Genomic DNA, 23,470 nt, shown 5'->3' with positions numbered 1-23,470 from the left:
TTTTGCCATGGTCATTGCTACCGGCACCTTGCTCCTGGCATTGCCCGTTGCCAGCGAGACAGGACAACCGGTAAAGATAGTGGATGCCCTGTTTACGGCCACGTCAGCTACCTGCGTTACCGGCCTTATCACTGTGGACACACCAACTACCTACTCTTTGTTTGGTGAAATTGTGATTATGGCCTTAATTCAAACAGGTGGCCTGGGATTTATGACCCTCTCCACCCTGGTGGCCCTGCTGCTAGGGAAACGCATCACCCTCAAGGAAAGGCTGGTCATGCAGGAAGCCCTGAACCAGTTGACGGTAGAAGGGGTCGTGCGCCTGAGCAGGTACGTCCTGTTCTTTACTTTTCTTACCGAAGGCCTGGGGGCGCTTCTCCTGGGCCTGCGCTTCAGCAGGGACATGCCCCCGGGGCAGGCCTTTTATTTCGGCGTCTTCCATGCCGTATCCGCTTTTTGCAACGCCGGGTTCTCCCTGTTTTCCGCCAACCTGATGGATTACCGGGGCGACCTGCTGGTCAACCTGGTCATTACCGCCCTTATTATACTGGGCGGCCTGGGCTTCAGCGTTGTCGCCGATGTTTACACCAAACGTTCCTGGCAGCGGCTCTCCCTGCACAGCAAAATTGTCATCCGCACCACCATGTGGCTGATTATCATCGGTACGCTAATGTTTCTGGCCCTGGAGTATACCAACAGCAAGAGCCTGGCACCGTTACCCCTGGGAGAAAAGGTCCTGGCCTCTTATTTCCAGGCCGTCACGCCCCGTACGGCCGGGTTTAATACCTTGAATATCGGCGACCTGCGACCGGTGACCCTGCTCTTGATCATTATTCTCATGTTTATCGGCGCTTCACCCGGGTCCACCGGCGGCGGCATCAAAACTTCTACTTTCACGACCATTGCCGTGGCGGTGTGGTCGATCATCCAGGGCAAGTGCGATATTGAAATCTTTGGCCGGCGCCTGCCCCGGGGCACGGTCCTCAAGGCCCTGGCCGTGGCGTCGGTATCCCTGCTGCTGGTAGTCACCGTGACCGGTATTATGCTGGTCACCGAACAGGAGGAAATGGAAATAATACTTTTCGAGGTAGTTTCCGCCTTTGGCACGGTAGGCCTGTCGGCGGGCCTGACGCCCCAGCTAACGGTAGCTGGCAAGCTGCTGATCACCGCTACTATGTATTCCGGCCGCGTAGGGCCCCTTACCCTGGCTTTTGCCATCGCCCAGCGCCTGGGCCGCCAGGGCATAAAACATTATCCCGAAGAAGGTGTCATTATTGGCTAAAGGAGGCAGGGCTGTGAAACAGTTTGCCGTTATTGGCCTGGGCCGTTTCGGCTCCAGCGTCGCCCGCACCCTGGCCCGCCTGGGCCACCAGGTAATCGCCATTGATAGTGATGAGGCCAAGGTGGAAGCCCTCATGAACGAGGTCACTACAGCTATCCAGGCCGATGCCCGCGATGAGGAAGCACTGAAGGCGGCGGGCATTCGCAATGTAGACGTGGCCATTGTCGCCATCGGGGAAAATGTCGAGGCCAACATCCTGGTCACTTTAATCGTCAAGGAAATGGGCATCAAGTGCGTGGTAGCCAAAGCCCTGAACGACCTGCACGGGAAAGTCCTGGCGAAAATCGGTGCCGACAAAGTCGTTTTCCCGGAGCGGGATATGGGGGTCAGGGTGGCCCACACCCTTGCTTCCGGCAACGTGCTGGAGCACATCGACCTCTCGCCGGAGTACAGCATCGTGGAGATTGTGGCCCCGACCAGGGTGGCGGGTAAGACCCTGGGGCAGCTGAATTTACGTGCGCAGCACGGTGTCAGCGTTATGGCCATCAAACGCAACGATAAAATCCTGGCCGCACCTGGTGCCGACGATGTGGTGGAAGAAGGTGACATCATGGTACTGGTAGGCCGGAACAAGGCCCTGGAAAGGTTGCAGGAAAGCTAAGGTGGAATTAATCACTTCGGCAGCCAACCGCTATGTGAAGCTGGCCCGCTCCTTAAAGGAGCGTTCCTGGCGGGAGAAAAAGGGCCTTTATCTTATCGAGGGCATCCACCTGCTGGAGGAAGCCCGGCAGGCCGGGATACCCCTGGAAGCAGTTTTATACAGCCCCCGGATTTTTGTCACCCCCCGGGGGGAGCGCCTGGTAGCCGGCCTGCAGGGGGCGGGCTACCGCTGCCTGGCGGTGGCGGAAGATTTGATGACGGCTATCAGCACCACCGTCACGCCGCCGGGGATTGTGGCCGTCGCCCCTATCCGGGAGCAACCCCTGGCCGCCCTCCTGGCGGCGGCACCGCCTTCCCCCCCTCCCTTGCTTATAATTGCCGCCGCCATCCAGGACCCGGGCAACCTGGGTACCATCTGGCGCACGGCCCTGGGAGCCGGGGCCACGGGACTGATATTAACCCGTGGCAGCGTTGACCCCTTTAACCCCAAGGTAGTCCGGGCGGCCATGGGCGCTACTTTTAAGCTGCCGGTGGTTAGCGGCGTGGAGCCGGCCGTTCTGGCCCGGGAGCTCAGGGCGGCCGGGTTAAAGCTGGTGGTGGCCGACGTCGGCGCCCCGTTAGTTTTCTGGCAGGCGGATCTGCGCGGCCCCCTGGCCCTGGCTGTGGGCAGCGAGAACCAGGGGCCGGGGCCGGAACTGCGTGCGGCAGCTACCGCCCGCGTGGGCATCCCCCTGGTGGGAGCGGTGGAGTCCTTGAACGCCGCGGTAGCGGCGGCCCTCCTCCTCTACGAAGCCCTGCGCCAGCGGCAGAATTTTTGCCGTTGATCTAAGGAAAACTTTGGGTTAGAATGGAGATGAAGGCAGGTGAGCGCCATGCCGGAAGAGAGCTTGCGGGAAATAGCAGCAGCTAATGAGCCGCCACGTACCCTGGCTTCACCGGAGTTTTTCTTTCTTTTACAGCGTATAGACCGGCTCGACGAAAAATTGACGAAAGAAATCCGGGATGGGGACCAAAAGTCTGAAGAACGCATTAATGCGGTGGAGCAGAGACTGACCCGGCGCATCGACGCTGTGGAACAGAAGCTGAACCAGCGCATTGAAGCAGTAGAGCAAAAGCTGAGCCAGCGCATCGATGCTATCGACGATAAATTAAACAATCGTATTGATAAATTGGATGATAAGCTTGGTAACCTCAGATTCTGGGCCATCAGCGCCGTCATTACCATTGCCCTCGGGTTTATCGGGACGATAGCGTCTTTGCTGTATAAGTAAAATTTTTACTAAAACAATATCTGGGCTTTTAACGGGGACGATAGTTCGTCCCTTTTTTATTTTATAGCTATGCTATCCGAATTCCCGTTATCATTCGATATAATAATAGTGCAAACTTCCACTTTAACTATATGTCTTTTTATGGTATGGATATTGACAGCAAAGTAACAAGGTGCTACTATAATCATAAGACATTATGATAATTATGTTAGAGAACGTGATTAAAATCACGAAAGGAGGTAAAAAGCAGGCAATAAAACTTTATGGAAAAATTTCTATAGTTATCAGTATTACCCGGAGGAGGGAGAGCAGATGGGAAATTACCGCTTATCTAGAAGGACGTTTCTCAAATGGAGCACCACTCTGGGTGCTACCTTGGGCGTAACCTCGGGGTTGGAAAAGCTAACTATTCCCACCAGCGCGTTGGCCGGGGTAACGGAAACTAAAGAGCAGGTTGCCACGGGAACCCTCCCTTATGGGGCGGACAGGATTGTCAAGTGCCGCTGCGGTTGCGGGGATGTGTGTGGTGTCCATCATATTGCAGATGTGTATGTTAAAGACCAGCAAATTGTCTGGTATGGAGGGGCTAAGGAAGGATGGAACAAAGGAGGCCTCTGTCCTCGCGGGGCCTCGGGCCTGCAAATAATCTATTCGCCTGACCGCTTGAAATATCCTATGAAGCGAGTAGGTGAACGGGGATCAGGCAAATGGGAGCGTATATCCTGGGAAGAAGCCCTTGATATTATAAGCGACAAGATTGTGGCAGCCATTAAAGGACCCGGCCCCCACACCGTAGCTGTATGCCAGGGGCATAACATGACCAGCACCACCGGGGCAGTCCGGGCCAGGCTCGCCGCCATATATGGTTTTGATTCCTTCGAGGGGCCGCATCCCTGCTGGAATAACTTGCGTTTTGGCGCCTGGGCTACCCTGGGTGATTATAACCATTTGAAAGAGGAGGACTTTCATTACTCAAAATTGATTGTCATCTGGGGGCATAATCCTGCTATAGCTATGCCTACCGAATGGCGGGACGGGATGTACCGGGCTAAACAGGAATTTGGCGCCAAAATTGTAGTAATTGATCCCCGCTTTACCGAAACGGCAGAAAAGGCGGATATGTATATTCCCATCCGCCCGGGTACGGATGCTGCCCTGGCTTTGGGTTTGGCTAACGTTATTATTAATGAAGGTCTGTATGACCGCGAGTTTGTGGAAAAGTATACGGTAGGCTTTGAAGAATATAAAGAACTGGCCCAGAAATATCCACCAGAAGAGGTAGAAAAGATTACCTGGGCACCGGCTGATAAAATTCGGGAACTGGCGCGAATGTATGCCACTATTAAACCCGCGGTGCTGGAGGTAGGCCGAGGGGTTAATTATACTGCCGATAATTCCGGCTGGCTGGGTCCCCGGGGGATAACTTGTCTTATTGGTCTTACTGGACAGGTAGGAGTAAGGGGGGCCGGTTACAGCGTGGAAGCCTCCCTGACCACACCATCAAATTCGGGTTTCATCGATTTCCCCTTTGCTTCCTTAACTAAAGGTGCGCCTACACTTGTCCCCCGCACCAAAGGTGTCAAATACGCTGCCGGCAGCGCTGCGCGGGCCATTGAACGCCTGTATTACCGCAAGCCTTATGGTTACGAGGTGCTTCTGGTATTTGGCACCAATATCCTGGCCAAATCCCCGGCGACTAACGTTCTTAAAGAGGCCATGATGCAAATTCCCTTTATCGTGGTGGAGGACAGGTTCATCAATACTACCGGTAATATTGCCGACATTCTCTTACCTACTTCCACCTGGGTGGAACAGGCTATATTGTATGCCGAATACTCACACCTGGTGTGTACCCCGCCGGCCATTAAGCCCATGTTTGAATCTAAACCCTCGTTCCTTATCTACGCCGAGTTAAGCGATAAATTATGTCAAAAACTTAGAATATCCCAGCCGCCGGAAACATATTTCCCCTGGAGGAAAGACGAGGATCTCATCAATGCCCTGCTGGCCTCCAAAGACCTACCCATGGGCGGCTATCCGGCTCTTAATTACCAGTACGTCATCAAGCATCCCGAAGGCATCCGCGGGGCCAGGCCGTATAACCAGGAGGGTTATGTATGGTTCCGCCAGGACGGTGATCCCAATAAGCCTCTGGTATTCCCGACTCCTTCCGGTAAAATCGAACTCAAGGCCCAGCAACTGGAGGATAAATGGGGTTTACCGGCCCTGCCTGTACATGAGGAGCCCTTTGAAAGTCCGTTTAGTACCCCCGATGTTTTCAAAGAGTACCCATTAATCGGTCACAGTCGGGTCCACCGCCATTGGGGTTTTCTGCAATACAACTTGATTTCTGATGGGGGTTATGCTTCGCCCTTTATTCGTGAGGCTTTCCCTACCGCCAAGGAACCAACGCTTGAACTCAATCCTGCCAAAGCCAGGGAACTGGGCCTTAAAGAAGGTGACCTGGCGTGGGTAGAATCACGTTATGGGAAGATCAAAGCCAGGGTAATCTTCAGTGAACGCATTCCGCCCGAGCTGGTCGTAACCCCTTATCACTGGGGCAACATCCAGAACGTCATCACGCCGCCCAGGTGGTCCCTCTTTGAAGGAGCTGGCTATAATACTGTTGGGCCTTACGGAACCCCCTCCAGATTTATTGATGTAAGCGGCCAGTCTATGTACGCCGGTTTTCTCTGCAAGGTTTATAAAGCTTAGCCTTAGAAACGGGGGTGAAAGATATGGCTGTTAAATATGCCTTTTTAGTGGATTCCTCACGCTGTACCGGTTGCCGGGCCTGCGAAATTGCCTGCAAGAATGAGAATAAACTCCCTATGGGGCCGCGCTGGCGCAGGTTACGTTCCAGGGAGACAGGTAAGTTTCCTGATTTAAAGGTGGTTAACGCCTCCATATCCTGTAACCATTGCGAGGATCCTGCCTGTATGCGGGTTTGTCCTGCCGGAGCGTACACCAAACGACCGGACGGCCTGGTTATACACGATGCTGAAAAATGTATTGGCTGCCGGTACTGTGTCATGGCCTGCCCATACGGTGCTCCCCAATTTAATGAAGAGACGGGCCGGGTGGGTAAATGCCGGGCCTGTCTGGAACGTTTGCAACAGGGGCTGGAGCCGGCCTGTGTGCGTATATGTATGTATGATGCCCTGGATTTCGGTGATATCAACGATCCCAACAGCAACATTTCCCAGCGTATTAAAAAGAGTGGCGCGATGCCAGTGCCGGGGACATCCCTATTCTATATTCCCCCTGATGGTAGAGCCGGAGAATTATTACCGGGGGAATTCCAGGAACCGGCGGCCATGCACTGGTGGCTGAACATTATCCGTCCGGGAGGTAAAATCGTCTTCGGAGCGGCAGCGGCAGCGGTGGCCGCCAGTCTGGCTATGGGCGCAATAAAAAAGGAAGGGGGAAAAGATAATGAGCATAGGTAAAGGTGATAATCAGCATGCCCCAGTGAATGGCTCTTTAATTGCACGTTTTACCCTGGCCGAGCGCCTGGGTCACTGGAGTCATGCCGTATCCTTTGTCCTGCTTTTGTTCACCGGTTCCGGCCTGGCCTTTTACAGCTTTTCCCGTTTGCTGGGACCCGAAGGACTGCGTTTATTCCGTACCATTCATCATATCATGGCTTACCCCTTCACCTTTCTAACGGTCTTGATTTTGATTGCCGGCGCACCGGGGCCGGTAATCCAGTGGTTAAAGGAATGTTTGCGCTGGAGCCGGGAGGATTTTGCCTTTATCCAGGCCTTCCCGCGGGAGTTTTTCCTCCTGCCGGTAAAACTGCCGCCACAGGGCAAGTATAACGCCGGCCAGAAAGTCAACTCCCTCCTGTGCATTGCCGGTAGCCTTCTAATGATCGTCACCGGCTGGATGATGCTCTTACCGGATAGATTTACCCTGGCTACCCTGGCCTGGGCTCACGCCCTCCATTCCGGTGGCGCCCTGGTCCTGGGCGGGGTGATTTTGGGCCACGCTTACCTCGGCCTGCTCCACCCTCATTCCAGGGAAAGTATTAAAGGTATGCTGACCGGTAAAGTATCGGCCGGTTTTGCTGCCAGCCACCACGCAAAATGGTACCAGCGTCCGGGGGTATAGTACTTTAGTCACTGATGCAGCTTAGACATCCATGCCGCACGGCGGCGCCCGCATAAACACAGGCCCACACCTCCTGCTCCCGGGCAGAAAAAGGTAGTGGGCCTATTGACGTTTACGTTTAACAAAAGATACAATTGGACCAGGCAAATCAGCAGGAGATATTGCAATAATGGCCATCGCAATTGATTGGGATAGCGGTATCCCCCTGTGGTTACAGGTCAAACAGGGTTTGTTGCGGCAAATTCTGGCCGGTGTCTACAAACCCGGCGACCAGTTGCCTACAGTAAGGCAACTGGCGGTAGAGCTATCCATTAACTATAATACTGTCAACCGGGCCTACATGGAGCTGGAACGAGAAGGCTTCATAGTCAGCCGGAAGGGCAAGGGTACTTTTGTCGCCGAACTGGGTACGGTCAACAAACAAACGGAGTTGAATATTGTCGAGGAAATTATCGATGCCTTCCTGGAAAAAATAATTGCCGCCGGTGTAAGCCCGGATGCCATTATCGACCTGTTGCAGAAGCGTCTGAAGAAAATAAAAACCAAAATTTAAGAGGGTGATAGGTGTGGCTGCTATCCAGAACCAGGAGCCATGGCAACCCGAGCCTTCCCGCAGTGCTACGCTGATTATTCCGGCATTGTTCTTTGTTGCAGTTATGCTTATAACTATTCTCCTGACTTATCCCCACCCTTCCCTGGGCCAGCTGGCTGCAGGCTTGGTCGTTGCCTGGCTTGTCACCTCATCGGTGCATGTAGTTTTAGAATGGGAGAGGGCGGTAATCCTGCGGTGGGGGAAGTTCCATCGTGTTGCCGGGCCGGGTTTGTGCTTTACCATACCCATAATCGATTCCCTGGCCGTCCGCATTGACCAGCGGATGATGGCCACGCCCTTTATGGCGGAGCAGACTTTAACCATGGACGCCGTGCCGGTCAATGTTGATGCCGTCCTTTTCTGGATGGTCTGGGACCCCCGCAAAGCAGCCATGGAAGTAGAGAATTATGCTGAGGCTGTATCCTGGGCCGCCCAGACGGCCCTGCGGGACGTCATTGGCAGGACTACCCTGGCAACCATGCTGGCCGAGAGGGAAAAGCTGGATGAAGATCTCCGGGGAATAATCGACCGCAAGACCGAACCCTGGGGGGTATCGGTAGTTTCAGTGGAAATCCGGGATGTGATTATCCCCCAGGAACTCCAGGATGCCATGTCCCGGGAAGCCCAGGCGGAAAGGGAGCGGCGCGCCCGCATTATTTTAAGCGGGGCGGAAAAGGAGATTTCTGATTTGTTTCTCCAGGCGGCCCAAACTTACAAGGGTGACCCCCTGGCCATACAACTGCGGGCTATGAACCTGATTTACGAGAGCGTCAAGGAAAAAGGTTCTTTAATCTTGATGCCCACCTCGCTGGTTGATTGTGCCAGCGCCCTGGCTCAAGGGAGCATGACGGCGCAAAAGAAAGCTGAGGAAGGGGAACCGCCGGAGGAAAAAATCAATTAGTAATATACGAGGCCAGGTTGTTTTTTGAACCTTCAAGTAGCGCCCTAGCCTTTGGATAAATTGCAAATCCCCCTCTAGAAAGTTTAGATTTCTTCTAAAGGGGGATTTTTTATTTTCCCGAATATGTTCACGTAACAGCAAGAACAAGTAGGGAGGGAGGTAAAGGTGAAAAAGGGATTAAAATACTTGCTTATCCTGCTGGCCTTCAGCCTTTTCCTGGCCGTCCTGGCCGGCTGCGGCAGCAAAAAAACTATTTCGGTGCAGAGCGGCCCTACGGACCCTAATTACCGGGGCGTAATCTACCAGGAAGGCCTGCAGGGGCCGGAGAGTGGCAAACCAAACATCTAAACACGACAAAATAGCCCGGGCACAGCTAACCTTTAGCTGCTTTGCTCACCGAGCACAATTTACATTTTCCCGGAGGTGAAAGCATGCCCTACCAGCTTACCCGCCGGTCTTTCTTGAAGGGCCTGGCCGCCGGGAGTGCCCTTTCGGCCCTGACCGCTTATGGCGGCCTGAAAATGGCCACTCCCGCCGCCGCGGTGGAGGCCGGTTACCCGGAAGCAGGAGCCGGGGCGAAAGTCTTCCGCAATGTTTGCCCCCGCAACTGTTATGATACCTGCAGCATGCTGAGTTACGTCAAGGACGGCGTCTTACGCAAAGTTAGCGGCGATCCGGTCAATACCTTTACCAACGGCCGCCTGTGCGTCAAGGGATATACCTATACCCGCCGGGTCTACAGCCCGGACCGGCTCAAGTACCCCATGAAGCAGGAACCACGGGGTTCAGGCAAGTGGCAGCGCATTTCCTGGGATGAAGCCCTTGAAATAATCGCCCGGAAGATCCTGGCTATCAAAAAAGAGTACGGTAGTACCCTGCCCATCTGCCTGAATAAGTATTCCGGCAACTTTGATATTCTTCATTACGGCATTGAAGGCATGATGAGCAGTATCGGTTATACTACCAGGGCCCTGGGAACGCCTTGCTGGCCGGCTGGTATCGACGCCCAGACCTACGATTTCGGCACCCTCTGGAATAACGATCCGGAAGACCTGGTCAATTCTCGATACATTATCCTCTGGGGAGTAAATCCGGCCTGGACTTCTATCCATTCCATGCGCTTTATTTACGCCGCCCGGGAGCAGGGGGCGAAGATCGTCGTCATCGATCCCATTGTCACCGCGACGGCCTCCAAGGCGGACCTCTATTTGCAGATTAAACCGAGCACCGACGGTGCCCTGGCGCTGGGCATGGCTCGCCACATCCTGGACAACGGGTGGGTGGATGGGGAATACCTCAAGGCCAATGCCGTCGGTTGGGAGGAATTCTTTGCCTACCTGCGCCGGGAAGTGACCCTGGACTGGGCGAGCCGGATCACCGGCATCCCGGCCCGGGTGATTGCTGACCTGGCCCGGGAGTACGCCACCACCAAACCGGCGGCCATCTGGATTGGTTACGGTATGCAGCGCCACACCAACGGCGGCCAGAACGTCCGGGCCATCGACGCCCTGGCGGCTATTACCGGCAACGTGGGTAAGAGCGGGGGCGGCGCTCTCTACGGCCACCTGGAAACCTGGGGTTTTAATTACGCGGCCATGACCATGCCCAAACCGCCCGGAGCGGTCGGGGTAAAGAAACCCGACGGCACCATGAGCGACCGCTATATCAACATCAACAATTTTGGCGCTGACCTGCTCAACACTACCGACCCACCTATTAAGATGCTCTGGATCGCCTGCCGCAATCCTTTATCCCAGGACCCGGAGCCCCAGGTGGTCCAGAAAGCCTTTGAAAACATGGACCTGGTGGTGACGGTGGACCACTTCTTAACCCGCACCGCCGCCTGGTCGGATATCGTCCTGCCGGCCACCACCCAATTTGAAGAGCACGGCGTGAACGCCAGCTACTGGCACTACTGGATAGGGATTAACGAGCAGGCCATTGAACCCTATTTTGAAGCTAAAAACGACGTGCAGATCGCCATGTTGCTTGCGGCCAAACTTAACGCCCTGGAGCCCGGCTCCTGCACTTATCCCACCAGCGGCAACCTGGAAGAATGGGTGGGCAAGGAGTTCAACCCCAAGATACTTGATCTCCTGGGTATCAGCGATTACAGCGAGCTGAAAAAGGGGCCGCGCAAGGCGAAGCTTCTGACGGCGGCCTGGTCGGACGGTAAATTCCGCACGCCTTCCGGGAAAATCGAAATTAAGTCATCCGAGGCCCCCAAATACGGGCTGCCGGCCCTGCCGGTCTATGTCCCGGAAAAGCAGGCGTCGCCGGAATACCCATATCGTTTCTTAACTCCTCACTCGCCCTACGGCATCCATTCCCAGTTCCAGAATATTGACTGGATGCAGAATGTCAACCCCGAACCCTATGTGGAAATCCACCCGGCTACGGCGGCCGCCAAGGGGATCAAGGACGGGGACTGGGTTAAAGTGTATAACGAAATCGGTTACGTCACCCTGAAGGCCAGGATTACCGCCACCACGGCACCGGAAATCCTGGTGGCCTACGAGGCCTGGTATAAAGATCTCAATTACAACCTCAATTACACCGTTAAAGCGGTACCCAGCGATATGGGCAAAAAGGCGACCGGCAACCGCGGCCTGGCTTTCCACGATAACTTCGTTAATATCGAGAAAGTGAGGTGAGGGCCGTGGCCAAGCAACTAGGTTTTCTGGTGGATACGGAAAAATGCATAGGCTGCTTTAGCTGTGAGATGGCCTGTAAGAACGAATACCAGACGGAGGTCAAGCCCCGCTGGCGGCGGGTCTACCAGCTGCGGGAGGCCAGTCTCCCTTATCCGGAGCGCAACTTTATATCCCTGGCCTGCCACCACTGCGCCGACCCGGCCTGCCTTAAGGTCTGCCCGGTGGGGGCCTACAGCAAGCGCGAGGACGGCATCGTCCTCCATGACCATGCCCGCTGCATCGGCTGCCGCTTGTGCACCATGGCCTGCCCCTATGGGGCCCCCCAGTACAACGAAAAAGAACGCCGGGTGGAAAAGTGCAACCTCTGCTACCAGAAGATAGACCGCAATGAGGAGCCGGCCTGCGTGGCCGCCTGCCCGGTAGGGGCGCTGCAGCTCATCAGGGATCTCAATTCCTTCCCCGAGCCGAGCACTGTAAAAGAACTGCCGGGATTTCCCGATATAACCATCACCCGGCCATCCATCCGCTTCGTACCCCCGCGAGCCGGAGTCCAGATGAGGAGGGATGTTTGAATGACCAACTGGGAATGGCCCCTGGTATTTTTCACCATCCTCGCGCAGATGGCCGTCGGCTACCTGGTCATGGTGGTTCCAGGTGCAGCCGGTAAAGCTAATCCCAAATGGACCTATCTCCTGCCGGCCGGGCTTTTGGCGACAGCTATGGTTATCTCCCTGGGCCATCTCGGTCACCCGGAAAACGCCTACCGGGCCTTGACCCACCTGGCTTCCTCCTGGCTGAGCCGGGAAGTCCTGCTTTTCAGCCTGTGTTTTCTCCTGCTCCTGGTAGCTTTCCTGGCCGCAAAGGGAGGAAATCAGGCCCAGGAGCGGCTGGCCGCCGTCCTGGCCCTGGCCAGCGGTCTCCTGGGGGTGCTGGCCAGCGCCCTCATCTATGTCCTGCCGGCCCGCCCGGCCTGGTATAACTTTCATACCGTCCTGGCCTTTTTCCTGACCGCCTTTTTACTGGGCCCGGCCCTGGGGATGTGCTTTGAGCAGGTGCTCCCCGGCCTCACGCCGTGGCAGGAAGGCCGCGTCGCCGGCCGGGCCCTGGCCCTGCTTTTGCTCCTGAGTATCATTAGCTCGCTATCTTACCTTACCTTCCTGGCCGCCGCCGGGCCGGAAGCCCGCCTGACCCTTACTACTCTCCTGGCCAGCCCCTGGTGGTGGTTGCGGGTCCTGGCCGGGTGGCTGGCACCTTTGGCCGTCAGTTATCAGTTACGCCGGCAGGAAGGGGGCTCTCTATCCCTCTCCCTGGCCCTCCTGGTCCTTCTCCTGGTGGGAGAATTGATCGGCCGGGCCCTTTTCTACGGTACGGCAGTACCCCTGGCCATTGGTTAGTTCGTAAACGGTTAACGGAAGCCTCTATTCCTTACCGGCGGTTGCCGGTAACCCCCTCCCCTGCGAGGGGTTTTTTAAATAATCAGGTACCTGTGGACAGAAGCAATTAAAATAAAGTAAAATAGTGCTGGAGAGAGGGATGGGAGAGGGGGTGATGGGTGTGCCTGTTTACCGTTCTGCCTGTCCCTGTAACTGCTACGACGCCTGCGCCATGCTGACCTATGTGGAAGACGGCCGGGTAGTTAAAGTGGAAGGCGACCCCCGGCACGGCTATACCCGGGGTCGCCTCTGCGCCAAGGGTTACGCCTACAGCCGCCGGGTGCATAGCCCGGAGCGGCTGCGCCACCCATTGCGCCAGTATCCCCGCGGTTCCGGCAACTGGCAGCGCCTTTCCTGGGAGGAAGCGCTGGAGCTTATTGCCACCAGCATCCTGGATCTTAAAGCCAGGTATGGCAGTACCCTTCCCGTTGCTTTAAATAAATACTCGGGAAATTTTGGCTGGCTGCAGAATACGATAGAAGTATTTTTTGATAGCCTGGGCCCCACCACCCGGGCCGGGGGTTCACCCTGCTGGTCAGCCGGCCTTGACGCTTTTTACCTTGACTTCGGCAGGGTGGCCAGCCCAGACCCCGTGGACCTGGCCAGGAGTAAATGTATTCTCCTCTGGGGGACCAATCCTGCCTGGACGGCGGTTCATTCCCTGCCCTTCCTGCAACAGGCCCGGGACCAGGGGGGCAAGGTGGTGGTCATCGACCCCGTCTTTACAGCGACAGCAAGGTGGGCTGATTACTATTTGCAAATTAAACCTGGTACTGACGGAGCCCTGGCCCTGGGTGTCGTGGCCTACCTCTGGCAGCAAGGGCGTCTTGATGAAGATGCCCTGAGCCACTATGCGGCAGGATGGCCGGCCTTGCGCAGCTACCTGGCCGGGCTATCCGTGGACTGGGCCGCCCGGGAAACCGGCCTGGAGGCTGCAGCTATTACCGCCCTGGCTGAAATGTATGCTGCCAGCCAGCCGGCGGCCATCTGGATCGGTTACGGCCTGCAGCGCCACACCAACGGCGGCCAGAACGTCCGGGCCATCAATGCCCTGGCGGCCCTGACCGGTCACCTGGGAACCAGGGGCGGGGGAGTATATTATGCCCACCTGGATACGTGGCCGCTGGTTGGTAACGGGCCAGGGGCAGGAGGACAGGCTGGCAACCGTTACCTGAATATGAACAATTTTGCCGCCGAACTTTTGCACTGCCAGGAACCTCCTGTTAAATTTTTATGGGTGGCCGGCCGCAATCCCCTCACCCAGGAGGCCGGTGCCCGGCGGCTCCATCAGGCCTTAAATACTTTAGAAATGATCGTGGTCGTCGATCACTTTCTGACACCCACGGCCCGGCTGGCCGATATCGTCCTGCCCGCGGCTTCTTTGTTTGAAACCTGGGATCTTGTTTCCAGCTACTGGCACCGCTGGGTGGCCGTTAACGAGCCCGCCCTGGCACCCTGGTATGAAAGCCGGAGTGACCTGGAGATAGTTGCCGCCCTGGCGGCCAAGCTGAACGAATTATCCCCCGGCAGCAGTACCTTTCCCAGCCATAAAAAAGCAATCGACTGGCTGGATGAACTCTTTGACCGGCGCATGCAGGAACTCTTTGGCATTAGTTCCTGGCGGGAACTTTTGGGCGGGCCGCGTAAGGCCCGGCCGCCTGATCTGCCGGAGAGGATAGAACTGGATGCGGCCAGGGCCGGGGAACTGGGCCTACCCAACCTGCCCGTCTATATACCCCCGCCCTCGCCGCCGCCGGAATACCCCCTGCAGCTCTTGACCCCCCACCAGCAGTACGGGCTCAACTCCCAGTTTCAAAACCTGGATTGGCTGCAGGCAATTAATCCTGAACCAGCGGTACTCCTTAACCCCGTCGTGGCCCGGGAACGTTCCCTGGCGGAGGGGGACCTGGTGCGGGTTTTTAACGGGCAGGGAGAAATAATTGCCAGGGCGAAGATAGAACCGGGTGTACCGGAGGCAGTAGTGGTGGCCTATGAAGGCTGGTACGGGAAAGATAAATATCAGGGGAAAAGGTTATTTGCGCCGGGGGATTATAATGTCAATTTTTTAACGTCTCCCCTGGCAACCGATATGGGTATTCTTACCACCGGCTTTCCAGGTTGTGCCTTTTACGACTGCTTTGTGGAGGTCTGCCGCTTGTGAAGCAAAGAGCCTTTGTCCTGCGCCTGGAGCGCTGTGTGGGCTGCCGTAACTGCCAGCTAGCCTGCAAGAACGAGCACCAGACAGCCGGCCCCATCAATTGGCGCCAGGTGAGGGAAGGAGAAGAGGACGGCCGCCGTTACTATGTTTCCCTGGCCTGCAACCATTGCCGCAACCCGGAGTGCCTCCGGGTTTGCCCGGAAAAGGCCTACTGGAAGCGCCGCGACGGCCTGGTCCTGCACCTGCCCCGCCGCTGCCAGGGTTGCCAGGCTTGCGTCCAGGCCTGTCCCTACCAAGCACCCCGCTATAACCCGGAAACGCGCAAGGCAGAAAAATGTAATTTCTGCCTGGCCCGCCTGGACCAGGGGTTGCTGCCGGCCTGCGTGGCCGCCTGCCCCACCGGCGCCCTGAATATGATAACCTGGGAAGGCGACCCCGGCGCGGCCCCCTATTCCCAGTGGCTAGCTTTTTTGCCTGACCCGGCCTTAACCCTGCCTTCCCTGCAAATAAACCGCTCTGGAGAAGGCCGGCATTTCTGGCAGCAGGTCCAGCGGTAGGGTGTTTGTAATTATTACAAAATAGCGGCCAATAATTTGAAAATAATACAAAAAAGTTTAAAGAATAAAGGCGGCCAGGGAGTGGCAGGCAGGAAATGGGGCGCAAAAACAGCGGGAGAGAGTGCAAATGGATATTTTAACAGGTTTGATAGATCTTATTATTAAAGGTAGTACCCTGGAAAGCCTCGTTCACTACCTGGGGCGGCAGTTCAGGACCGTCTTTATCATCAGCAATCCCTGGGGGAAGGTTTTAGCAACCAGCGATGCGGTGGAGTTCCCTGCCGGCAGTTACCTGCCCTTCAGTTTATCTCCTGGCCGGGAAGAAGCCGCCTTTGGCCGGTGGACCTATCTGGCCGTGGCTTTAAAAAGCGGTGCCACTAATTACGGTTACCTTCTGGCCCTGGGGGAAAAGGGTCTTCCCCAACCGGTAGTGGCCAATATCGACCAGGCCAGCAGGTTGCTCCTGCTGGCACTGGCCAGGGATCAGGCGGTCATTGCTGCCGAAAGGTGCCACCGCGCCGATTTCGTTTATGATCTCCTGTACAATAACTTTGAATCCAAGGAAGTCCTGGTAGCCAGGGGGCAGTTGTGGGGCTGGGATTTAACCCGGCCCCATGCCTTAATGGTCGTGGAGCTCCTGGCCGGCCCGGAGGAACAGTTTCAAGAACTGGCAGGCGTCATAGTCCGGGAGGATTACCCGGAAGCCATCCTGCTGCCCCGGGAACGGCAACTGGTAATCATTATCCCCGCCCTGGAGGATAAGGGAGCCACCGGCCAAAGGTTAAAGAAAATTTTCAGCACCCTGCAGCAAAAACTGTCCCGTTACGCCCCCGGCATGCACCTGGGCGGCGGGGTAGGCCTTTTTTACCCTTCCACTACCGACCTGTATTTAAGTTTCCAGGAGGCTAAAATAGCCCTGGAGATAGGCAAACTGCGCCGGGAGACGGGGCTAGTCTTTTTTGCCGAACTGGGAGTAGAAAAGCTCCTTTACCAGTTAACACCATACCAGCTGGAAGATTACTACCAGCAAACCTTGGGCCGGCTGGAGGCCTTTGACCAGGAGAACGGGACGAACTACCTGGAAGTTCTGGAGAAATACTTTCAGTTTAACGGTGACTTCCAGGCTATTGCCCGCCACTTTTACCTCCATCCCAACACTCTCCGCTACCGCTTACAAAAAATCGGGGAAATCCTGGCGGTAAATGTCCACTCCCTGGAGACCCAGCTGGATCTTCTGGCCGCCCTCAAAGCCAGGCTTCTTGCCAGGCGCCGGGCGCGGGGTTAAACTACGCCTTGTCACGGCCGGGGGGGCTATGCTATAATTAAGTCTGAGGTTACCCCCAAAAGCTCCAGGAAAGGTCGTGATAGGTTGGTCCTGTCGGCGGAGTTCTTTTGGAGGCTTTTCGAAAAAACTGGTTCTATCGCTGCCTACATCATTTACCGCAGGCTGGTTACCCAGTAGGTAAAAAAATGATTGTCGTTCAAATGCTATGAATGGGCAAAGTAGCCGGTACGGAACCCACAGGGAGGCGGCGTCGCTGACTGGAAGCGCTGCCGGGGAAAGGCCGTGTGAAGTTCGCCCAGGAGCAGCAGGCTGAAAAGAAAAAGTAGGCCGCGCCGGTGCTCCCACCGTTAGAGGGGAACGGCATGATGGTGCCGGTGGACTTGGGGTGGTAAGAAGATATTTTTCAGCTTTCGTCCCGAAGGGGCGAAGGCTTTTTATTTTGCCGTGGTTGAGGTGATGGAGATGCTGGCAACTATTGCTGCCATCAGGGAAGTAGCCCTGGCCCGGGTGGCGGCTGCCACCAGCAGCGAAGAGCTGGAGGCCATCAGGGTCCAGTACCTGGGCAAGAAGGGAGAATTGACCGGGGTTTTAAGGGGCATGGGAAAGCTCCCCCCTGAAGAGCGGCCCCGGGTGGGGCAGATGGCCAACCAGGTCCGGGAGGAACTGGAAAGGGCCCTCCAGGAGGCGAAAGAAGACCTTTCCCGGCGGGAACAGGCTGAACGCCTGCGGGCGGAGGCCATCGACGTGACCCTGCCGGGGCGGCCGGTTTCCCGGGGTTACCGCCACCCCCTGTACCAGACTTTGAATGAAATCAAGGCCATTTTTATGGGCCTGGGCTTTGACGTGGCCGAAGGCCCGGAAGTAGAAAGCGACTATTACAACTTTGAAGCCTTGAATCTTCCTAAAGAACACCCGGCCCGCGACATGCAGGATTCCTTTTATATCACTGAGGACGTCCTGCTCCGCACCCATACCTCCCCCGTCCAGGCGCGGGTCATGGAGGCCCGGCGTCCCCAGGTGCCCATCCGCATTATCGCACCGGGCAAGGTTTACCGGCGCGACGATGACGCCACCCACTCGCCCATGTTCTTCCAGGTGGAAGGCCTGCTGGTGGATAAGCGGGTAACCTTTGGTGAACTGAAGGGGACCCTGATGGCCTTTATCAAGCAGATGTTTGGTGATCAGGTCCGGGTGCGTTTCCGGCCCAGTTATTTTCCCTTCACCGAGCCCAGCGCCGAGGTCGATATGTCCTGCGTTATGTGCGGCGGCAGCGGCTGCCGGGTATGTGGCCACAGCGGCTGGCTGGAAATCCTGGGCTGCGGCATGGTCCACCCCCGGGTTTTAAGCATGTCCGGCTACGACCCGGAAGAGGTGAGCGGCTTTGCCTTTGGTCTGGGGGTAGACCGGGTGGCCATGCTGAAGTACGGCGTTGACGACCTGCGCCTTTTCTATGAAAACGACCTGCGCTTCTTACGGCAGTTCTAAAGGAGTGACTCCAATTGCGTGTTCCCTATAAATGGCTGCAACAATACGTCGCCGTCGACTTGCCGCCGGAAGAGCTGGCGGAAAAACTGACCATGGCCGGCCTGGCGGTGGAAAACATAGAAAACCTGGCCCCGGATTTTCAAGGAGTGGTTGCTGGGAGAATCGAAGCTATCACCCCTCATCCCAATGCCGAACACCTGGTCATCTGCCGGGTTGATACAGGCCGGGAACTCCAGCTGGTAACAGGGGCGCCCAATGTGTACGCCGGCCAGACGGTGGCCGTAGCCCTGGAGGGAGCGCGGTTACCGGCAGGGAAGGAGATACGCCGGGCTACCTTCCGCGGCGTGGCCTCCGAAGGCATGCTCTGCTCGGCCCAGGAACTGGGGCTGGATGCCAGCCTCATCTCCCCGGCCGACCGGGAAGGGATCCTTACCCTGCCGCCGGATGCTCCCCCGGGTGCTGATGCAGCTGAGGTCCTGGGGCTTAATGATGTCGTCCTGGTGCTGGAACTTACTCCCAACAGGGCCGACTGCCTGAGCATTTTGGGCGTCGCGCGGGAAGTGGCGGCCCTTACCGGTGTACCTTTACGCCTGCCGGAAATTGCCGTCCGGGAAGACGAGCGGCGCATCGAGGATCTCGCGGCCGTGGAAATCGAAGCTCCCGACCTGTGCGCCCGTTATGTGGCCCGCCTGGTGAGCGGGGTGCGCATCGGCCCCTCTCCCGGGTGGCTCCAGGCCTGCTTGCGCGCCGCCGGCATGCGGCCGATTAATAACGTGGTGGATATAACCAACTTTGTCATGCTGGAAATGGGCCAGCCTTTACATGCCTTTGATTACGACCTCCTGCAGCAGCACCGCATTATCGTCCGCCGGGCCGCAGCAGAGGAGAAAATAAAGACCCTGGATGATGTGGAGCGGGAACTGGACCCGGAAATGCTGGTCATTGCCGACGCTGCCCGGCCGGTGGCCGTGGCCGGTGTCATGGGCGGGCTGGAGACGGAGGTTACCCCGGAGACGGCCAACATCCTGATCGAATCCGCCCATTTTGACGGCGCTTCCATTCGCCGCACCTCCCGCAAGCTGGGCCTGCGCTCGGAAGCCTCGACCCGTTTTGAGCGGGGTGTCAACCTGGAAGGGGCAGCCGCAGCCGCCGACCGGGCGGCCCGGCTCATGGCAGAACTGGCCGGCGGCAGCGTGGCCCGGGGCCGGCTGGACTGCTATGTAAGGAAGCGCCGGCCGGTAACAATACTTTTAAGACCGCAACGGGTAAACTACCTCCTGGGGACTACCCTTACGCCGGCGGCCATGAAGGAACTCCTGGAGCGCCTCCACCTGGAAGTCAGCGGGGAAGGGCCTTTCCAGGTAACTGTCCCGGCCTACCGGGGCGACCTGACCCGGGAAATCGACCTGGTGGAAGAAATTGCCCGGCTGTACGGCTATGATAACATCCCGGTGACCCTGCCGGGGAATATCACCGCCCGGGAAAAGCAGACCCCGGCCCAGCGCTGGGAGGAAGCCGGCCGGGAGGCGGCGGCAACGGCCGGCCTGGCGGAAGTCGTTACCTACAGCTTTATCGGTCCCCGCGTCCTGGACCAGCTGCTGCTACCCCCCGGTCACCCCTGGCGGCAGGCGGTAAAAATCCAGAATCCCCTGAGGGATGAGCAGGGTATCATGCGGCCTTCCCTCCTACCCGGTTTGCTGGAGGTGGCCGGGCGTAATGCCAGCCGCCGGGTGCTGCCGGTGGCCATTTATGAACTGGGCCGGGTATTTATTCCCGCGGGCCGGCAGTTACCGGCCGAGCCCTTACGCCTGGGCGGGCTGGTCATGGGGACTATCGACCACGGCTGGAACTGGCCGGCGGTGGAGATGGATTTCTTTTATCTTAAAGGCATAGTGGAAAATATCCTGGCCAGGGTAAAAATCAAAGGCATCACCTGGGAAGCTGCAACTGCTTATCCCTTCCTCCATCCCGGCCGGGCGGCAACTATCAAGGCCGGGGAGTTAAGCCTGGGATTCTTAGGCGAACTGCACCCGGACGTCCTGGCGGCTTTTGATTTACCATCAAGGGCCTGTGTCTTCGAGCTGGACTGGGACCAGGCAGGTACCCTGAACCAGAGGCAATTAGGTTACGAGCCTTTACCCCGTTTCCCGGCCGTGGAAAGGGACCTGGCGGTGGTGGTAGGGGATAATCTCCCGGCGGCAGCGGTAGAAGAAGTTATCAAGGAGGCAGGCGGCGACCTGCTCAAAAGCTGTACCCTCTTTGATGTCTACCAGGGGGCTCCCATCCCTGAAGGTTACAAAAGCCTGGCCTATACCCTGGTTTACCAGCTGCCGGACCGGACCCTGACGGATGCTGAGGTCAATGCCGCCCAGGGAAGGATACAAAAAGCCCTGGAGGAACGCCTGGGCGCCACCCTGCGAGCATAAGAGGTCGGAGGCAGGAAGTCGGATGTTGGAGACTTGTAGGAACTGGCTAAGCCAGTTCCGGATGAAAGCCTGTCCGACTACCATTTTCCTTCTCCGCTACGGTAACACAAGTGATTGGAATGTATATCCCTACATCCCACCGTGTGCGTGGGCGATCCAGCATATAGGGATTGCAGGTGTGGTACCCTCCCCCTGTGGTGCCCTACTGCCGGGGTGCCGGAAAAATTCCGCGGTATTGTTTGTGGTTGCCAGAAGGATTTTACCCTCCCGGAAGCGAAAATGGTAAAAAGATACCATTTTCACCCTTCTGCTTATGCCGGGCTGAGTCCCGTTACAGGCGCAGCTGTTTTCATCTTCTGCTGGTGTCATAAGCATGGCATAAGGGTCTACTACGCTAAAAGGGAGGGATTTATCTTGCCCCAGGCCGAGCGGCAGATCCCGGTACAGGACCGGACCACTGTCAACATCAATGGGCAGGATTATATTGTCAAGGGGGAAGCGCCGGAATATATCCAGATGCTGGCATCCTATGTAGACAAAAAGATGCGCCAGGTCAGCCAGAAGTTCCCCCATTATCCCCCGGTAAAGGTGGCCGTGCTCGCGGCCCTGAATATTGCCGATGAACTCTATAAAGTCCAGCAGGATTACGATACCCTGGTAAAATTGATACAGGAGGAAAAACGGGGTTGACCAACCTGGAGCTTGCCTGGGCCTTGACGGAAATGGGCGACTTGCTGGAATTAAAGGGGGAAGAACCCTTTAAAGTGCGCGCCTATCACCGCGCCGCCCGGGCCCTGGAAAACCTGGAAGAAGAGGCGGCCGCCCTTTATGCCCGGGATGCCCTGGAAGAGATTCCCGGGGTGGGCAAGAACCTGGCCAAAAAAATCGCCGAGCTGTTAACTACGGGCCGGTCTGCCTTCCTTGAGAATTTACGCCGGGAAGTACCGCCGGGCTTGAGGGAAATGCTGGCCATCCCCGGCCTGGGCAGTCGTTCCATACGCCAGATTTACCAGGGCCTGGGCATTACGACCCTGGAAGAGCTGGAGACGGCGGCCCAGGAGAAGCGCATCAGGACCCTGCCCGGCATGGGCAGCAAGACGGAACTGGCCATCCTACGGGGCGTGGAAATGTTAAAGGAAGTAAGGGAGCAGGTGCCCGTGGGGGTAGCCCGGCCCCTGGCTTTGCTCTTGCGGGACCAGATCCTGGCTATACCAGGGGTTGAGAGGGTGGCCATAGCCGGCAGCGTCCGGCGCGGTTGCGAGATGGTGGGCGATGTTGACCTGGTGGTAGCCGTGCAGCCCGGTAACCAGGTAGCAGACGTCATGCCCCGGTACCCCCAGGTGAAGGAAGTGCTGGCCAGCGAGCCGGACCGCCTTTCCTTGCGGACAACCCTGGGCGTGAAGATTGAAATCATCCTGGTTCCACCGGAGGACTTTGCGGCTACCCTGTTTTATGCCACGGGTTCAAAGGCCCACCGCCGGCGGCTAATAAGCCTGGCCGCCAGCCGCGGCCTGGGTGTGGCTGATCTGGGCCTTGCTACCCCGCGCTGGCTGGCCGAAGAGAAGGCTGTCCTGGCCGCAGGCCAGGAGGGTACTGCCGGAGAGGGGGAAGATGCTGCGGGAGAGACGGGGGGGCTGCAAATAGGCGCGGTCGGGCAGGAAGCTCCTCCTGCCATGGTGGGCCGGCCTGCCAGGGAGGACCAGCCTGCAGAACCCTTTTTTTACCAGCGCCTGGGTTTGCCTTACATTGTGCCGGAGTTGCGCGAGGACCGCGGGGAAATAGAAGCCGCCCTGAGGGGTGAGCTACCCCGCTTAATTACCCTGGCGGATATCCGCGGCGACCTCCATATGCACAGCCGCTACAGCGACGGGGTGGCAACCATTGCCGCCATGGCTGCGGCGGCGCAGGCCAGGGGGTACCAGTATATCGCCATTACCGATCACTCCCGCTCCCTGGTGGTGGCCAGGGGCCTGAGCGTCGAGCAGTTAAAGGCCCAGCGCGAGGAGATTGTCCGGCTGAAGGAAGAACTGGCAGGTATTACCATCCTGGCCGGCATTGAAGTCGACATCCTGGCCGACGGCCGCCTGGATTATGAAGACGACGTTTTAAAGGAATTCGACCTGGTCATCGCCTCGATCCATTCCGGCTTCCGCCAGGAAGAGGAGCAGGTGATGACCCGGCTGGAGGCGGCCCTGCGCCATCCTTATGTGGATATCCTGGGGCACCCTACCGGCCGCATGCTGGGCCGGCGCCGGCCCTACGCAGTAGATGTAACCAGGATTATTAAGCTGGCAGCGGAGACGGGTACCATCCTGGAGATCAATGCCAGCCCCGACCGGCTGGATTTAAATGATACGGCGGCCCGCCTGGCTAAAGAATACGGTGTGCCCATAGCTATAAATACCGACGCCCATGACCCTAACCGCCTGGCCGACATGGAATACGGCGTGCTTACCGCCCGGCGCGGCTGGCTGGAACCGGAGAATGTGGTCAACACCTGGGAACTGGAACGGTTGCTGGCCAGGCTGAAGCGGAACCGGGGCAACTGCATAAAACAATGAATGTAATAAAGAAAATTTTTTTAAACGACGGCAGGATTTTTATACTGCATAGCGAATATATAATTACTAATAACGTGCACGAGCACAATAGG

At 57.2% G+C, this 23,470-nt stretch carries 20 protein-coding genes; all 20 read left to right on the top strand.

Going from position 1 to position 23,470, the window contains the following annotated elements; genetic code table 11:
- Positions 1–7 precede the first annotated feature (7 nt).
- A complete protein-coding gene (locus MGLY_RS00900) occupies positions 8–1,282 on the top strand; it encodes a TrkH family potassium uptake protein (RefSeq protein ID WP_156271321.1) in 1,275 nt (424 codons plus the stop codon).
- Positions 1,283–1,295: 13 nt separating this feature from the next.
- The gene (locus MGLY_RS00895; protein ID WP_170290863.1) at positions 1,296–1,943 is read left to right on the top strand and encodes a potassium channel family protein; all 648 of its coding nucleotides are present in this window, start codon (positions 1,296–1,298) and stop codon (positions 1,941–1,943) included.
- 1 nt (position 1,944) lies between these two features.
- Positions 1,945–2,766, top strand: coding sequence for a TrmH family RNA methyltransferase (locus tag MGLY_RS00890; protein WP_156271319.1), 822 nt, complete (start codon positions 1,945–1,947; stop codon positions 2,764–2,766).
- 48 nt (positions 2,767–2,814) lie between these two features.
- Entirely contained in the window at positions 2,815–3,213 is a 399-nt protein-coding gene (locus MGLY_RS00885) for a hypothetical protein (protein WP_156271318.1), read from the top strand.
- Between the two features lie 312 nt (positions 3,214–3,525).
- The gene (locus MGLY_RS00880) at positions 3,526–5,928 is read left to right on the top strand and encodes a molybdopterin-containing oxidoreductase family protein (RefSeq protein ID WP_156271317.1); all 2,403 of its coding nucleotides are present in this window, start codon (positions 3,526–3,528) and stop codon (positions 5,926–5,928) included.
- A 23-nt stretch (positions 5,929–5,951) separates the two neighbouring features.
- On the top strand, positions 5,952–6,662 hold the full coding sequence (locus MGLY_RS00875; RefSeq protein WP_156271316.1) for a 4Fe-4S dicluster domain-containing protein: 711 nt from the start codon (positions 5,952–5,954) through the stop codon (positions 6,660–6,662).
- Positions 6,649–7,326: a formate dehydrogenase subunit gamma gene (locus tag MGLY_RS00870; RefSeq protein ID WP_156271315.1), complete on the top strand. Its 678-nt coding sequence runs from the start codon at positions 6,649–6,651 to the stop codon at positions 7,324–7,326. The genes MGLY_RS00875 and MGLY_RS00870 overlap by 14 nt, the downstream gene beginning before the upstream one ends.
- 169 nt (positions 7,327–7,495) lie before the next feature.
- Complete coding sequence (locus MGLY_RS00865) at positions 7,496–7,879, top strand: GntR family transcriptional regulator (RefSeq protein WP_156271314.1); 384 nt, start codon at positions 7,496–7,498, stop codon at positions 7,877–7,879.
- 13 nt (positions 7,880–7,892) lie between these two features.
- Entirely contained in the window at positions 7,893–8,819 is a 927-nt protein-coding gene (locus MGLY_RS00860) for a slipin family protein (RefSeq protein ID WP_211661983.1), read from the top strand.
- A 165-nt stretch (positions 8,820–8,984) separates the two neighbouring features.
- Entirely contained in the window at positions 8,985–9,167 is a 183-nt protein-coding gene (locus MGLY_RS00855) for a hypothetical protein (RefSeq protein WP_156271313.1), read from the top strand.
- 83 nt (positions 9,168–9,250) lie between these two features.
- Positions 9,251–11,473, top strand: a complete 2,223-nt coding sequence (locus MGLY_RS00850; RefSeq protein ID WP_156271312.1) for a molybdopterin-dependent oxidoreductase — start codon at positions 9,251–9,253, stop codon at positions 11,471–11,473.
- Positions 11,474–11,478: 5 nt separating this feature from the next.
- Positions 11,479–12,045 carry a 4Fe-4S dicluster domain-containing protein gene (locus MGLY_RS00845; RefSeq protein ID WP_156271311.1) on the top strand — a complete coding sequence of 189 codons (567 nt, stop codon included), beginning with the start codon at positions 11,479–11,481 and terminating at the stop codon, positions 12,043–12,045.
- The gene (locus MGLY_RS00840; protein ID WP_156271310.1) at positions 12,046–12,867 is read left to right on the top strand and encodes a dimethyl sulfoxide reductase anchor subunit family protein; all 822 of its coding nucleotides are present in this window, start codon (positions 12,046–12,048) and stop codon (positions 12,865–12,867) included. It abuts the gene before it with no gap.
- A 160-nt stretch (positions 12,868–13,027) separates the two neighbouring features.
- Positions 13,028–15,067, top strand: a complete 2,040-nt coding sequence (locus MGLY_RS00835) for a molybdopterin-dependent oxidoreductase (RefSeq protein WP_170290862.1) — start codon at positions 13,028–13,030, stop codon at positions 15,065–15,067.
- Entirely contained in the window at positions 15,064–15,621 is a 558-nt protein-coding gene (locus tag MGLY_RS00830) for a 4Fe-4S dicluster domain-containing protein (protein ID WP_156271308.1), read from the top strand. Before MGLY_RS00835 ends, MGLY_RS00830 begins: the two co-directional genes overlap by 4 nt.
- Positions 15,622–15,748: 127 nt before the next feature.
- Complete coding sequence (locus tag MGLY_RS00825) at positions 15,749–16,906, top strand: PucR family transcriptional regulator (RefSeq protein ID WP_156271307.1); 1,158 nt, start codon at positions 15,749–15,751, stop codon at positions 16,904–16,906.
- Between the two features lie 462 nt (positions 16,907–17,368).
- On the top strand, positions 17,369–18,391 hold the full coding sequence (gene pheS / locus MGLY_RS00820; protein WP_156276074.1) for a phenylalanine--tRNA ligase subunit alpha: 1,023 nt from the start codon (positions 17,369–17,371) through the stop codon (positions 18,389–18,391).
- A 14-nt stretch (positions 18,392–18,405) separates the two neighbouring features.
- The gene (pheT, locus tag MGLY_RS00815) at positions 18,406–20,817 is read left to right on the top strand and encodes a phenylalanine--tRNA ligase subunit beta (RefSeq protein ID WP_156271306.1); all 2,412 of its coding nucleotides are present in this window, start codon (positions 18,406–18,408) and stop codon (positions 20,815–20,817) included.
- 414 nt (positions 20,818–21,231) lie between these two features.
- Positions 21,232–21,507 (top strand): cell division protein ZapA, encoded by a 276-nt coding sequence (locus MGLY_RS00810; protein WP_156271305.1) that lies wholly within the window; start codon positions 21,232–21,234, stop codon positions 21,505–21,507.
- Entirely contained in the window at positions 21,504–23,378 is a 1,875-nt protein-coding gene (locus MGLY_RS00805) for a DNA polymerase/3'-5' exonuclease PolX (RefSeq protein ID WP_156271304.1), read from the top strand. The genes MGLY_RS00810 and MGLY_RS00805 overlap by 4 nt, the downstream gene beginning before the upstream one ends.
- The last annotated feature ends 92 nt before the right edge of the window (positions 23,379–23,470 follow it).

Source organism: Moorella glycerini (assembly GCF_009735625.1).
Classification (GTDB): Bacteria; Bacillota; DSM-521; order Neomoorellales; family Neomoorellaceae; genus Neomoorella; species Neomoorella glycerini.
The sequence above is the reverse complement of the archived record's forward strand: the minus strand, read 5'-3'. Positions and strand labels throughout refer to the sequence as shown.